At 63.1% G+C, this 13,344-nt stretch carries 13 protein-coding genes; 10 read left to right on the forward strand and 3 right to left on the reverse strand.

The features are described 5' to 3' along the window. Nucleotides 1-11: 11 nt before the first annotated feature. From DDF70_RS06560 to DDF70_RS06570, 3 genes are all read right to left on the reverse strand, one after another. Nucleotides 12-1,418 carry a TRAP transporter large permease gene (locus tag DDF70_RS06560; protein ID WP_114944059.1) on the reverse strand — a complete coding sequence of 469 codons (1,407 nt, stop codon included), beginning with the start codon at nt 1,416-1,418 and terminating at the stop codon, nt 12-14. Further along, on the reverse strand, nt 1,418-2,002 hold the full coding sequence (locus DDF70_RS06565) for a TRAP transporter small permease (RefSeq protein ID WP_114944060.1): 585 nt from the start codon (nt 2,000-2,002) through the stop codon (nt 1,418-1,420). The genes DDF70_RS06560 and DDF70_RS06565 overlap by 1 nt, the downstream gene beginning before the upstream one ends. 99 nt (nt 2,003-2,101) lie before the next feature. Further along, nucleotides 2,102-3,097: a sialic acid TRAP transporter substrate-binding protein SiaP gene (locus DDF70_RS06570; protein WP_114944061.1), complete on the reverse strand. Its 996-nt coding sequence runs from the start codon at nt 3,095-3,097 to the stop codon at nt 2,102-2,104. Nucleotides 3,098-3,221: 124 nt separating this feature from the next. Between DDF70_RS06570 and DDF70_RS06575 the strand changes: the two genes are divergently transcribed. From DDF70_RS06575 to lpdA, 10 genes are all read left to right on the forward strand, one after another. Beyond that, entirely contained in the window at nt 3,222-3,938 is a 717-nt protein-coding gene (locus DDF70_RS06575) for a GntR family transcriptional regulator (protein ID WP_114944062.1), read from the forward strand. Between the two features lie 244 nt (nt 3,939-4,182). Then, complete coding sequence (locus DDF70_RS06580) at nt 4,183-4,845, forward strand: peroxiredoxin (RefSeq protein WP_114944063.1); 663 nt, start codon at nt 4,183-4,185, stop codon at nt 4,843-4,845. 58 nt (nt 4,846-4,903) lie between these two features. Continuing rightward, nucleotides 4,904-5,824 carry an MBL fold metallo-hydrolase gene (locus DDF70_RS06585; protein WP_114944064.1) on the forward strand — a complete coding sequence of 307 codons (921 nt, stop codon included), beginning with the start codon at nt 4,904-4,906 and terminating at the stop codon, nt 5,822-5,824. Nucleotides 5,825-6,145: 321 nt separating this feature from the next. Continuing rightward, nucleotides 6,146-6,871, forward strand: a complete 726-nt coding sequence (locus DDF70_RS06590; RefSeq protein WP_114944065.1) for a DUF2270 domain-containing protein — start codon at nt 6,146-6,148, stop codon at nt 6,869-6,871. 89 nt (nt 6,872-6,960) lie between these two features. Further along, nucleotides 6,961-7,794, forward strand: coding sequence for a universal stress protein (locus tag DDF70_RS06595; protein WP_162820238.1), 834 nt, complete (start codon nt 6,961-6,963; stop codon nt 7,792-7,794). Between the two features lie 94 nt (nt 7,795-7,888). Next, nucleotides 7,889-8,179 (forward strand): hypothetical protein, encoded by a 291-nt coding sequence (locus tag DDF70_RS06600; protein ID WP_114944067.1) that lies wholly within the window; start codon nt 7,889-7,891, stop codon nt 8,177-8,179. Nucleotides 8,180-8,307: 128 nt separating this feature from the next. Continuing rightward, nucleotides 8,308-9,540 carry a 3-methyl-2-oxobutanoate dehydrogenase (2-methylpropanoyl-transferring) subunit alpha gene (locus DDF70_RS06605; RefSeq protein ID WP_114944068.1) on the forward strand — a complete coding sequence of 411 codons (1,233 nt, stop codon included), beginning with the start codon at nt 8,308-8,310 and terminating at the stop codon, nt 9,538-9,540. Nucleotides 9,541-9,544: 4 nt separating this feature from the next. Further along, on the forward strand, nt 9,545-10,558 hold the full coding sequence (locus tag DDF70_RS06610; RefSeq protein WP_114944069.1) for an alpha-ketoacid dehydrogenase subunit beta: 1,014 nt from the start codon (nt 9,545-9,547) through the stop codon (nt 10,556-10,558). A 1-nt stretch (nt 10,559) separates the two neighbouring features. Further along, entirely contained in the window at nt 10,560-11,885 is a 1,326-nt protein-coding gene (locus DDF70_RS06615) for a dihydrolipoamide acetyltransferase family protein (protein ID WP_114944070.1), read from the forward strand. Between the two features lie 5 nt (nt 11,886-11,890). Then, nucleotides 11,891-13,288: a dihydrolipoyl dehydrogenase gene (gene lpdA, locus DDF70_RS06620; RefSeq protein WP_114944071.1), complete on the forward strand. Its 1,398-nt coding sequence runs from the start codon at nt 11,891-11,893 to the stop codon at nt 13,286-13,288. Nucleotides 13,289-13,344 lie beyond the last annotated feature (56 nt).

Raw genomic sequence — 13,344 nt, forward strand, 5'->3', positions numbered from 1 at the left:
CGGGCGGCCCGTCACCGCCCCAATCCCATCTTCTGCGGGAGCCAGAGAGTCAGTTCCGGAATATAGGTGATCGCGATCAGCGCCAGCATCAAGGGGACGAGCCAGGGAAGGATCGCCACAGTCGTGCGCTCGACGGACAGCTTGGACACCCTCGCCAGGACGAAGAGGACCATGCCAAGGGGCGGGTGAAGCAGTCCGATCATCAGGTTGAGCGTCATGATCAGCCCGAAATGGATCGGGTCGATACCAAGCTTGAGCACGATCGGCAGCAGGATAGGCACCAGGATGGTGATGGCCGCGATGGTGTCGATGAAGCAGCCGACGAACAGGATCAGGATATTGGCGAGAAGCAGGAACACCCACTTGTTCTGCGTGAATCCGAGGATCGCGTCCGAGAGGATCTGGGCCGCCTGGCTGACCGTCAGGAGCCATGCGAAGATCGACGCTGCGGTCACGATGAAGAGAACCGACGCCGTCGTCTCGATGGTGTCGAAGGTCGCCTTGGCGAGGCTCTTGAACGTCATGGAGCGGTAGCGGACGAGGCCGAGGAACAGGGACCAGAGGACCGCCGCGACCGCCGCCTCGGTGGGCGTGAAGAGGCCCAGGGTCATGCCGCCGATCAGGATGACCGGCGCCATCAGGGCCATCACGGCCGAGAAGTCGAAGTACCAGTCGAGAACGAGAAGCACGGCCAGCGCGATGCCGATGGCGACATTGGTGGACAGACCCGCCTGAATCATCAGCCAGACGGCCACCGGGAACATCAGGACGATGACGACCTCGATGCTGGCATTGCCAAGCTGGCGCCACGAGAAGGGCGTGTCCGAACCCCAGCGGTTCTTGTAGGCGAAATACGCCACCGTCGCCATCATCAGCAGCGTCATGACGATACCGGGGATCAGGCCGCCCAGGAAGAGAGCCCCGATGGAGACGTTCGCCATCATCCCGTAGATCACGAAGGGCAGAGAGGGCGGAATGATCGGGCCGAGGGTCGCGGAGGCGGCCGTCACGCCAACCGAGAATTCGGTCGAGTAGCCATGGTCCTTCATGGCCTTGATCTCGATCGTCCCAAGTCCCGCCGCATCGGCGATGGCCGTGCCCGACATGCCCGAGAAGATCACCGAGCCGATGATGTTCACTTGGCCGAGGCCGCCCTTCATCCAGCCGACCAGCGCGACGGCAAAGGAGTAGATGCGGCCGGTGACGCCGGCGATGTTCATGAGATTGCCGGCGAGAATGAAGAAGGGCACGGCAAGAAGCGGGAAGCTCTCGACGCCGGCGATCATGCGTTGCGCGACGATGACGTCGGGCACCGTCCCGCTGGCCAGGATGTAGAGCAGGGACGCGGTGGCCATCGAGATGGCCACCGGCAGCCCGAGGATCATCAGAATAAGGAAGGAGCCGATCAGGATGAGCATCAGGTTTCCGCCACTACAGGTGCATCGAATGCTTCGGGCCGCTCGAGAACGGAATAGCCGCGGCGCCAGTTGGCGACGGCAACCTGGATCGAGCGGAAGCTCATGAGGACAAAGCCGATGAAGGCGAAGGCATAGGTGATGTTCTTCGGCAGGGCGATGGTCGTCATCTGCTCGTCGCCGACGATGCTCATGAAGCGCCAGATAAGGAAGGCTCCATAGACGAAGAAGGAGACCCGGACGATATCGATCACCGTTGCCAGCACGCGGGCCAGACCGGCAGAAAGATAGCGGTAGAGGAAGTCGACCTGGATGTGACGGTTCATGCGCACGCACATGGCCGATCCGACGAAGACCAGGGCCACATTGAGATTGGTTGCGATCTCCTCCGTCCAGGCAAAGGAGTCGTTCAGCACGTAGCGTGTGAAGAATTGAACGAAGACGGCGAGCGCCATCGCCCAGAACAGGGCCAGGGACAGCCAATCCTCGAAGGCATAGCCCGAAAGATCGACAGGCGCGTGCTCGCTCTCGTCGAAGGTCTGCGCCAATGCCTCGGCGCTGACCTGGGTGTGGACCTCAGTCTGCATGTTTCGTCGAGCCTCGCTCTTACGCACCTGGACCGATCCCGCCGCGGCGGGATCGATGGAAGGAAATGCCGGGCCGCCCGGAGCGGCCCGGCAGACGGATCAGAGGCCCTCCGACTTCAGCGCCTGGATCTTGTCGTAATCGGCCTTCCGATAGCCCAGGGATTCCAGGGTGACGTTCTTCATCACCGCATCCTTGAACTCGTCCTTGTTGACCTCCGTGATCGTCAGGCCCTTCTGCTTGAAGGTCTCGATCAGCTCCTTCTCCTTCGCCTGGATCTCTTTCGAGGCGCGGACGGCGGCTTCCTGAGCGACGTCGCTGAAGATTTTCTTGTCCTCGTCCGAGAGCTTGGCCCAGAGCTGCTTGGAGATGATCGTCGCCAGGTGATCGACGATGTGGCCGGTAAGCACAATGTGCTTCTGCACTTCGTAGAACTTCTTGGCTTCGATAGTCGTCAGCGGGTTTTCCTGCGCGTCGACGGTGCCGTTCTGAAGCGCCAGATAGACCTCCGCGAAAGCAATCGGCGAGGTGTTCGCGCCGCAGGAGCGCGGCATGGCCAGATAGGCCGGTGCGTCGGGCACGCGGATCTTGAGGCCCTTCATCTCGGCGCAGGTCTTGAACGGCTTGTTCGTGGAGCTGTGGCGCACGCCGTAATAGGTGAGGGCGACCATGTGGTTCCCTGTCTTGTCGGCATAACCGGCGGCGAGCTCCTTGAAGACGTCGCTCTTCGCGAAGGCGAGCAGATGGCCGGAATCGCGGAAGACATAGGGATAGTAGCCGATGCCGATGGGCGGATAGCTGCGGGCGGCGAAGCTCGGGCCCGAGATGATCATGTCGACCGTGCCGAGCGACAGGCCCTGGTTGATGTCGCTCTCCTTGCCGAGCTGGGAGGCGGGATAGACGTCGATCTGGTAGCGGTTGTTGGTGCGCTTGGCGATTTCCTGAGCGGCCCACACGGACTGGGTATGGAAGGGCTCGGATGTCTCGTAGACGTGGGCCCATTTCAGCTTCGTCTGGGCGCTGGCCGGCAGGGCGGGCAGCATGGCGGCTGCGGCCGCGACGAGGCTCAAAGCTAGGCGGCGGGTCGGAAATGGCATAGGCGTTCCTCTAAGATGCCGGCTCTGCGGCCGGTTGACGATTGGTCACGAGCGGTTCCGCTCGTGCATGGCACCCGACAAGCTGATGGCGTGCGCCCATCGGTTCGGCTAACATGTTAGGCAAATGGACGCGCTCGACAAGAGAAAAAGATACGATTTCCTCGTTCCCCTGCAGCGGGGGGCGCGGGGGCACACGACCGAGAAGGTGGAGACGTCCATCCGGGACGCCATCGTGGCTCTCGAATTCGCCCCAGGGGAATTCATCGACAAGGGGGCCGTCTGTGCGGCGCTCGGGGTTTCCCGGTTTCCGGTTTCCGAAGCCCTCACGCGTCTGGCTGCCGAGGGGCTCGTCGAGATCCTGCCCCAGCGCGGATCCCGCGCGGCGCGCATCCGCTTGTCGGAAATCAGGGAATCGATGCTGATTCGGCAGGCTCTGGAAGGCATGGTGGCGGAAGCGGCCGCCAAGGGGCTGCCCTCGACATCCGTTGAGGCGCTTCGCTACAACCTGGAAGCCCAGCAGGGGGCGGTCTCGCGCGGGGATCGCCCTGGTTTCCACGCCTTGGACCTGGAATTCCACATGATTCTCGTCGAGGGGCTGGAGATGCCCCGCGTCGCCGCCGTGATCGACGCCTCGCGGGCCAATATCGACCGGGTGCGCCGTCTTCTCTCCTCGCCACGGCGGCATGCGGTGACCCTCGCCGAGCACTGGGAGATCTTCCACGCTCTCGAGGCGCGCGACGCCTCGGCGGCCCGCCGGGCCATGGAGGCTCACCTGGAAGCGGTCGTCGACGAGCTGGAGCGCTTCTCCATCGAGCACGCCGAGGTTTTCGTGCAGGCTTGAGCGGGAGGGGTGGTGAGGCGCCTCACGAAGTACCGCCGACGCGCGCTTCGTCCATGGCCGGAAGCGACTTCACCGGTGCCGCCGCGCAGTATATACATGGCGGCAGGCGACGGGGCGTGTTTGAGCATCTGACCTGAAAGTGACTTGCACTTCTGGGATCCCATCCGATGCTCACTCTTTGGCTGGCGCATCGTTCGGCGTGGCCCTGCGGGTCCGCCCGACGCGCATATGGCAGGAGGTTTCGATGACACTCCAGATTGGCGATGTCGCGCCGGATTTCGAAGCCGAGACAACGGAAGGTCGCATCCGCTTTCACGACTGGCTCGGCGATTCATGGTGCGTGCTCTTTTCCCATCCCAAGGACTTCACCCCGGTCTGCACGACCGAGCTGGGATACATGGCCAGGATCAAGCCCGAGTTCGACCGCCGCAACGTGAAGATCATCGGGCTCAGCGTCGATCCCGTCGACAATCATGCCCGGTGGGCCGAGGACATCCGGGAGACTCAAGGATCCGCACCCAACTTTCCGATGATCGGCGATTCCGATCTCTCGATCTCCAAACTTTATGGGATGCTTCCCGCCAGCACGGGCGGCACGTCGGAAGGCAGGACGCCAGCGGACAATCAGACCGTCCGCAACGTGTTCGTCGTGGGGCCCGACAAGAAGATCAAGCTCGTGCTCGTTTATCCCATGACGACGGGGCGCAATTTCGACGAAGTGCTTCGGGTCATCGATTCGCTGCAGCTCACGGCGAAGCACCGGGTCGCGACACCCGCGAACTGGAAGCAGGGCGAGGACGTCATCATTGCGGGCTCCGTGCCGGACGAGGAGGCCAGGAAGATCTACCCGCAAGGCTGGAAGGCGCCGAAGCCCTATATCCGGATCGTGCCGCAGCCCGATGCCTGAGGCCTCGGCACGAGCGGCATGAACGGTTCGCGCATCCGCGTTCGAAGGAGGAGAAGCCATGAGCACAGCAGCTATCCCTCGATCGGCGCCCGACCGTTCAGCCGCGAGACCGCAGGTGGACGCGTTCTTCGACAGGCGCACCTGCAGCGTCCAGTACGTGGTGTCCGATCCCGCGACGCGGCGCTGCGCCCTCATCGACCCGGTTCTCGATTACGACGAGAAGTCCGGCTCCATCGCGACCGCTTCGGCCGACGCCCTGCTCGCCTGCGTGAAGGAGAAAGCCCTGACCGTCGAATGGATCCTCGATACGCATCCGCACGCGGACCATCTGTCGGCTGCCGGATATCTCAAGGACCGCACAGGCGCGAAGACGGCCATCGGCGAGCGCGTGATCGACGTTCAACGGCTCTGGAAGGACATCTACAACCTCGCGGATTTCGAACCGGACGGCTCGCAATGGGACTGCCTGTTCGCCGATGGAGATGATTTTCAGCTTGGGGAGTTGGAGGTTCGGGTCATCTTCTCACCGGGTCATACACTCGCATCCATCACCTATGTCGTCGGCGACGCCGCCTTCATCCACGACACGCTCTTCATGCCCGATTTCGGCACGGCCCGGTGCGACTTCCCCGGCGGGGATGCGCGGGCCTTGTGGCGCACCATCCAGCGCATCCTCTCCCTGCCCGACGACACGCGCCTGTTTTCGGGCCACGACTACATGCCGGGCGGACGGGCTCCGGCCTGGGAGAGCTCTGTCGCCGGGCAGAAGGCCCATAACGTCCATTTGGCGCAGGCCCGCACCGAGGATGAGTTCGTCGCCCTGCGCCGGGCACGGGACGCCAAGCTGCCGATGCCGAAGCTGATCCTCCACGCCCTGCAGGTGAACATGGCGGGAGGGCGCCTCCCGGCGCCGGAGAGCAACGGGACGCGCTACCTCAAGATCCCGCTCGATGCGCTGCCCCATGCGGTCTGGGACTGACGGCGCTCGGATCCGACCTGGACTCCCGGCGAGGAGACAGTCTCGTCCGATTGGAAGCCGCTGATGGATCCATCTCGCACCTGATGTGATATGCGCTGCCAATCGCATCCCAACGACCGGACCTTCTGCGTGTCAGGAATCTGACCGTTCCGGCTTGGCTGGGCATGGATCTCGTCTGGAATCTCCTTCCAGACATCTTCCTTTTCGAGCGGAACTTGCCGATGCCATGATGATTTCGTTTCGCTGAGACCTATAAACAAACAAGTCTCCAGAGCTGACCGGGCATGTCGAGACGCTGCCGCGGCTTAAGGGAGCAAGATCATGCTGCCGAAGAACGATCAAGGCGTTGTGCAGACCCTCCGTCCTTCCGTAAAGGCGCCGGTCTTTCCCAGCAATTCGACCGAGTTTATCAACGTCATGGCGCATTACCACCGCGCCGAGATCGCCCGCATGGCCGGCTGGCGCGACCGGATCGACCGGACGACAAACTGGGCCATCACTGTGGTGGCCGCCATGCTGTCGGTCTCCCTGTCCACGTCGACCGCCCACCACGGCGTGCTGATCTTCGCCATGGTGCTGGTCCTCCTGCTGCTCGTAATCGAGGCGCGGCGGTACCGCTTCTTCGACGTGTACCGGAACCGGGTCCGCCGGATGGAACGCAATTACTTCGCCCAGATCTTCGCTCCCGAGGAGGGGACCACGGACGATTGGGTCCAGAAGCTGGGTGAGGACCTCCGTCGTCCCCTGTTCCTGACGAGCACCAGCGAGGCCATCACGCGCCGCCTCCGGCGCAATTATTGCTGGCTGTTCCTGATCCTGCTCTTCGCTTGGCTGGTGAAGACCACCTTCATCAGGATGCAGGAGAACGCGGTCGATGCTCACCTCGTCGGATCGGTGGGGGAATGGGTTCGGAATGCGGCCATCGGGCCGGCTCCCGGATGGGTCGTAATCGCCGGTCTGGCCGTCTTCTATGGATGGATCCTCTACGCCGCCCTGCGCAAACCGACGGGCGAGGGGGAGCTGGCCTTCGGCAACGTGCATGTCTGAAGGGACGCAAAGATAGGCTGTGCCGGATGGCGGCTTGGGAGTATAATGCTTTCGAGGCGTCGCCCCACAGGCTTGCCGAGGTGGTTGCCATGAAAGCCATTCTGGTTCCGGTTGAGCCGCATAGTTTCATCCGTTCGGTCCTGGACGCCGCCCTGCTCGTCGCGGGCCGGTTCGGAAGCCATGTGGAGGGACTGGCGCTCGGTCCCGATATCCCGGAGGTCATCGCCTTCGATGTCCCGGTCGGCTGGACCATCCTGAGCGAGAAGGAGCAGCGTGAGCACCTGTCGCGATCGCGGCACCTCTTCGAGGAATTCATGCTCTCCTGCGCGGTGCCGCGCAAAACGGAAGCGGCAGACGAGGTTACCTGCGACTTTATCGGGCAGCAATTGTTCGGAGACAGCTATATCGGCAGCTTCGGCCGGGTCTTCGACTTGGTCGTGCTCGGTCGCCCTGGAACGCAGGATGAGCCGCCGCGACTCGCCACTCTGGAAGCTGCCTTGTTCGAGGGCGGACGGCCCGTGCTCATGGTCCCGCCCGCGTCACCGGCGTCGATCGGCGAGACTGTCGTGATCGCTTGGAACGGCAGCACGGAAACGGCTCGGACCGTGGCGCTCGCGATGCCCATCCTGAAGAAGGCCGGTCGTGTCGTCGTTCTGTCGCTGGATGGCTGGGGAGTGGACGGTCCAAGCGGTGCGGAGCTCGCTTTCCGCCTCGAGCGAAACGGAGTTCGGGTCGAGACGGCGGTTCGCAGGCTGAACACGCGCTCCCCGGGCGAGGCCATTCTCGAAGACGCCGCTTCGTTTCATGCGGATCTGCTCGTCAAGGGGGCCTACACCCAGAGCCGTCTGAGGCAGATGATCTTCGGCGGCGCGACGAGCCACATCATTGCCCATGCGGGTATGCCGGTCCTGATGGCCCATTAGCGCCGCGCGGTGATCTCCGGCGCTCCGCGAGAGTCGCGCCGTTCTTCTTCTTGGTACTCGGGGTTGCGTTCTTCTACAGCAGGCGGAGGCATCCATGTATGTCGTCATTCGCAAGTTCAGCAAGATGCGCTCGGTACCTGAGGCGGCGCGGCGAGCGGAGAGCGGGATCGGCCAGATCCTGCGGCAATCTCCGGGCTTCCAAGAGTATCATGTCTTCGATTGCGGCAACGGTTCCGGAGGCTCCGTCACTCTGTTCGACAGCCGCGAGGCTGCTCTTGCGGCCAACGAGAAGGCCCTCGCCTGGATCCGCGCCAGCTTGGCCGATTTGATTCAGGGCGAACCGGAAATCACGGCCGGCGAGATTCTGGCGACAGTAAAGCCTTGATGGTGCCAGCGGATTTGTCCGCGCTATCAGAGCCTGTCTATAACCGGCATTTGCTCCTTTAGAAACGGCTCAGCCTATGGCCGAATGGTGTTTCGTTCCTAGTTCTCTCGGGAGGAGAACGAAAGACCATGACCGATTATGGACCGTTGACCCTTCACGTGCCCGAACCCGCCGTTCGACCGGGGGGCACCCCCGATTTTTCGAATGTGAAAATCCCCAAGGCTGGGGCCGTCCCGCGGCCGGACGTCGATGTGGAGCCGGAAACCATCCGTGATCTCGCCTTCTCCATCATTCGGGTTCTCAACCGCGCCGGAGAAGCGGTCGGGCCGTGGGCCGGGCTGCTGAGTGACGAGGAACTCGTCGAGGGCATGCGCAACATGATGACCCTGCGCACCTTCGATGCGCGCATGCTGATTGCGCAGCGGCAGGGCAAGACCTCCTTCTACATGCAGCATCTTGGCGAAGAGGCTATCAGCTGCGCCTTCCGAAAGGCCCTCTCGCCGGGAGACATGAACTTCCCGACCTACCGGCAGGCGGGTCTCCTGATCGCCGGCGGCTATTCCATGGTCGACATGATGTGTCAGGTCTATTCGAACTCCCGCGATCCGCTGAAGGGACGGCAACTGCCCGTCATGTATTCCTCCAAGGAGCACGGGTTCTTCACGATCTCGGGTAATCTCGCGACCCAATATGTCCAGGCCGTCGGCTGGGCGATGGCCTCGGCAATCCGGAACGACACCAAGATCGCGGCGGCCTGGATCGGCGATGGATCGACGGCGGAATCGGATTTTCACGCGGCTCTCGTTTTCGCGTCCACCTACAAGGCGCCGGTCATCCTCAACATCGTCAACAATCAATGGGCGATCTCCACGTTCCAGGGAATCGCGCGAGGCGGAGCAGGAACGTTTGCCGCCCGTGGACTGGGCTTCGGCATTCCCTCTCTGCGAGTCGACGGCAACGATTACCTCGCCGTCTATGCGGTTGCGAAATGGGCCGCCGAGCGGGCCCGTCGCAATCTCGGTCCGACGCTCGTCGAATACGTCACCTACCGGGTGGGTGCGCATTCGACGTCCGACGATCCGTCGGCGTACCGCCCGAAGACCGAGTCCGATGCCTGGCCACTTGGGGATCCCATCATTCGATTGAAGAACCATCTAATCCTGCGCGGCGCCTGGTCGGAGGAGCGGCACAAGCAGGCGGAGGCGGAAATCCTCGATACCGTGATCGCAGCCCAGAAGGAGGCGGAGAGCTACGGCACGCTTCACGCTGGTGCCAAGCCATCCGCCCGCGAGATCTTCGACGGCGTCTATGCCGAAATGCCGCCGCATCTGCGTCGTCAGCGTCAGCAGGCGGGAGTCTAAGGCCATGGCGCGCATGACGATGATCGAAGCCATCCGTGACGCCATGGATGTAATGATGGCGCGCGACGAGCGCGTCGTGGTCTTCGGTGAGGATGTCGGCTATTTCGGCGGCGTTTTCCGCTGCACGGCCGGTCTCCAGCAGAAATACGGAAAGACACGCTGCTTCGATGCGCCGATCAGTGAAGCCGGCATCGTCGGAACGGCCATCGGCATGGCAAGCTACGGCCTGCTGCCCTGCATCGAAATCCAGTTCGCCGATTACATGTATCCGGCTTACGATCAGATCGTGTCGGAGGCAGCCCGGCTGCGTTACCGCTCGAATGGTGAATTCACCTGCCCGATGGTGATCCGCATGCCGACCGGCGGCGGCATTTTCGGTGGGCAGACCCATAGCCAGAGCCCTGAGGCACTGTTCACGCACGTGTCGGGTTTGAAGACGGTCGTGCCGTCCAACCCGCACGATGCCAAGGGGCTTCTGATCGCCGCCATCGAGGATCCCGATCCCGTGATCTTCCTGGAGCCGAAACGGCTCTACAACGGTCCCTTCGACGGGCATCACGACCGGCCGGTGACGCCGTGGTCGAAACACGACCTGAGCGAAGTGCCGACCGGGCATTTCAGCCTGCCGCTCGGCAAGGCCTCGATCGTGCGCGAAGGCGCCGCCGTCACCGTGTTGGCCTATGGCACAATGGTCTACGTGGCACAGGCCGCCGCAGCGGAGACCGGCATCGATGCGGAGATCATTGATTTGCGGACACTTATCCCGCTCGACATGGAGACGATTGCGGCCTCCGTCAGAAAGACGGGCCGCTGCGTGGTCGTGCACGAGGCCACTCTCACCTCGGGCTTCGGAGCAGAACTGGCGACGCTTGTTCAGGAAAACTGCTTCTTCCAGCTGGAGGCGCCCGTCGTCCGGGTGACCGGATGGGACACGCCCTATCCACATGCTCAGGAATGGGATTACTTCCCAGGGCCCGCCCGCGTCGGCCGCGCCCTTATCGAGACGATGGAGGCCTGACATGGGCGAGCACCTGATCAAAATGCCCGATGTCGGCGAAGGCATCGCCGAGGCCGAACTCGTCGAGTGGCACGTCAAGGTCGGCGACCTCGTGCGCGAGGACGCGGTGCTGGCTGCCGTGATGACGGACAAGGCCACTGTGGAAATTCCTTCTCCGGTCGACGGCGAGGTTCTGTGGCTCGGGGCGGAGATCGGCGATGTGGTGGCGATAGGCTCGCCTCTGATCCGTCTGAAGGTCGAAGGGGAGGAGAGCACATCGTCCGAGACGATTCAGCACGAAAAGGTAGCTGAACCGCCAGCCCGAACCGGAGAGATCGAAGCCCAGGCGGATGGTGCGGTCAAAGTCCCGGATGCCATTGTCGAACGGCAAGCCAAGAGCACGCCGCCTCTGCCAACGGAGAAGCCGCAGGCCCCTGCGGCGAGGATGCATCGCGCGCCGGTGACGCGGGCCGAGGGTGAGAAGCCGATCGCCTCGCCTGCCATCCGGTTGAGGGCACGTGAGGCCGGGGTCGATCTGCGCCAAGTTCCGGGCTCCGGCCCCGCAGGCCGTATCACCCACGAGGATCTGGACGCCTTCTTCACCCATGGACGCCAGATCGCCAAGGCGCCCGGGTTGTCCCAGAACACATCGGTCGAGCACATCAAGGTCGTCGGCCTGCGCCGCAAGATCGCGGAGAATATGGCGATTGCGAAAGCGCACATCCCGCACATCACCTATGTCGAAGAGGTCGACGTGACGGCGCTCGAGGATCTGCGGGCGGCACTCAATGCAAACAGGCGGGCCGATCGTCCCAAACTGACGCTGCTGCCGTTCCTCATGCGCGCAATGGTGAAAGCCATCGCCGAGCAGCCGCACCTCAACTCCATCTACGATGATGACGCAGGTGTCGTCCATCAGCATGGCGGCGTGCATATCGGCATCGCAACGCAGACGGGAGCCGGTCTCATGGTGCCGGTGGTGAGGCACGCGGAGGCTCGCGACCTCTGGGAATGCGCGGCTGAACTGAACCGGCTCGCGGAGGCGGCGAAATCCGGGCTCGCCACCCGTGAGGAACTAAGCGGGTCGACGATTACCATCACGTCGCTCGGCGCCATGGGCGGCATCGTCACCACGCCGGTGATCAATTACCCGGAGGTCGCCATCGTCGGCGTCAACAAGATGATGGTGCGGCCGGTCTGGGATGGCTCGACCTTCATCCCTCGCAAGATGATGAACATCTCCTCGAGCTTCGATCACCGGATCATCGACGGTTGGGATGCGGCGGTGTTCGTGCAGCGCATCAAGACGCTGCTGGAGACCCCAGCCATGATCTTCGTGGAGGCTTAAAACCGATGAAGGATATTTCCTGCAAGCTCCTCGTCATCGGAGCCGGGCCTGGGGGCTATGTCTGCGCGATCCGCGCCGGGCAACTGGGGATCGACACGGTCATCGTCGACTCGGGCAAACCCGGCGGAACCTGCCTCAATGTCGGGTGCATTCCCTCCAAGGCGCTCATTCATGCGGCGGAGGAATACGACAGGATCGTTCATCTGGCGAATGGTCGGAATTCTCTCGGGATCAGGACGACGAAGCCGGAGCTCGATCTCTCCCAGACGATCGCCTGGAAAGACAGCATCGTCGGGCGTCTCAACAGCGGCGTGTCGGGTCTGCTCAAGAAGGCGAAAGTAAAGATCGTTCAGGGCCATGCGCGTTTTCGCGACGGCAAGACGGTCGAGGTGGAGACCGAAACGGGCCGGCAGATCATCCGCGCCGAGAACGTGGTGATCGCAACGGGTTCGGCTCCAGTAGAATTGAGGAGCCTGCCGTTCGGCGGCCCTGTGATCACGTCCACCGAGGCTCTGTCGCTGACGTCGGTTCCGGAGCGCCTCGTGGTGGTCGGCGGTGGCTATATCGGCCTCGAACTCGGTACCGCCTTCGCGAAGATGGGGGCGAAGGTGATGGTCGTCGAGGCTCAAGGCCGCATCCTGCCGCAATACGATGCCGAACTGACGCGTCCGGTCACAAAGAGATTACAGGCGCTCGGCATCGAGGTGTTGACCGGCGCCAAGGCGAAGGGCCTGGCGAAAGCGGGCGGCACGCTGCTGGTCGAGGCGGAGGATGGATCGGAGACATCGCTTGCAGCCGACAAGATCTTGGTGACGGTCGGTCGAAGGCCCGTTACGCAGGGCTGGGGACTGGACGAGCTCGTCCTCGACATGGACGGCCCCTTCATTCGCATCGACGAGCGATGCCAGACGTCGATGCGCGGGATCTATGCCATCGGCGACGTGACAGGCGAGCCGATGCTGGCTCATCGCGCCATGGCGCAGGGCGAGATGACGGCAGAGATCATCGCGGGCCATAGACGCGTCTGGGACAAGCGCGGCATCCCGGCCGTCTGCTTCACCGATCCCGAGATCGTCACCGTCGGCCTCTCGCCGGAAGAGGCGCGCCGAACGGGCACTGACATCAAACTTGGACAATTTCCGTTCTCGGCCAATGGTCGCGCTATGACCAGAATGGGCGAGGACGGTTTTGTGCGGGTCGTTGCCCGTGCGGACAACCATCTGGTGCTTGGCATCCAAGCCGTCGGGCAGGGCATCTCCGAGCTAGCGACCGCCTTCGGCTTGGCGCTCGAGATGGGCGCGCGCCTCGAGGATATCGCCGGCACGATCCACGCGCATCCGACACAAGGAGAAGCCTTCCAGGAGGCGGCGCTCAAGGCATTGGGGATGGAACTCCATATGTGAGGCGAGGGGCATGCGCGGCGGCCTTCCAATGCGACCTTGCCCTTGGTGGAGATCTG

The organism is Microvirga calopogonii, from assembly GCF_003347665.1.
Classification (GTDB): domain Bacteria; phylum Pseudomonadota; class Alphaproteobacteria; order Rhizobiales; family Beijerinckiaceae; genus Microvirga; species Microvirga calopogonii.

Excerpts from the sequence above, each read along its gene's own strand:
- DDF70_RS06575 (WP_114944062.1), top strand. The coding sequence starts at position 3,222 with ATGGACGCGCTCGACAAGAGAAAAAGATACGATTTCCTCGTTCCCCTG.
- DDF70_RS06600 (WP_114944067.1), top strand. The coding sequence starts at position 7,889 with ATGTATGTCGTCATTCGCAAGTTCAGCAAGATGCGCTCGGTACCTGAG.
- DDF70_RS06570 (WP_114944061.1), bottom strand. The coding sequence starts at position 3,097 with ATGCCATTTCCGACCCGCCGCCTAGCTTTGAGCCTCGTCGCGGCCGCA.
- DDF70_RS06590 (WP_114944065.1), top strand. The coding sequence starts at position 6,146 with ATGCTGCCGAAGAACGATCAAGGCGTTGTGCAGACCCTCCGTCCTTCC.
- DDF70_RS06580 (WP_114944063.1), top strand. The coding sequence starts at position 4,183 with ATGACACTCCAGATTGGCGATGTCGCGCCGGATTTCGAAGCCGAGACA.
- DDF70_RS06595 (WP_162820238.1), top strand. The coding sequence starts at position 6,961 with ATGAAAGCCATTCTGGTTCCGGTTGAGCCGCATAGTTTCATCCGTTCG.
- DDF70_RS06560 (WP_114944059.1), bottom strand. The coding sequence starts at position 1,418 with ATGCTCATCCTGATCGGCTCCTTCCTTATTCTGATGATCCTCGGGCTG.
- lpdA (WP_114944071.1), top strand. The coding sequence starts at position 11,891 with ATGAAGGATATTTCCTGCAAGCTCCTCGTCATCGGAGCCGGGCCTGGG.
- DDF70_RS06585 (WP_114944064.1), top strand. The coding sequence starts at position 4,904 with ATGAGCACAGCAGCTATCCCTCGATCGGCGCCCGACCGTTCAGCCGCG.
- DDF70_RS06605 (WP_114944068.1), top strand. The coding sequence starts at position 8,308 with ATGACCGATTATGGACCGTTGACCCTTCACGTGCCCGAACCCGCCGTT.
- DDF70_RS06610 (WP_114944069.1), top strand. The coding sequence starts at position 9,545 with ATGGCGCGCATGACGATGATCGAAGCCATCCGTGACGCCATGGATGTA.
- DDF70_RS06615 (WP_114944070.1), top strand. The coding sequence starts at position 10,560 with ATGGGCGAGCACCTGATCAAAATGCCCGATGTCGGCGAAGGCATCGCC.
- DDF70_RS06565 (WP_114944060.1), bottom strand. The coding sequence starts at position 2,002 with ATGCAGACTGAGGTCCACACCCAGGTCAGCGCCGAGGCATTGGCGCAG.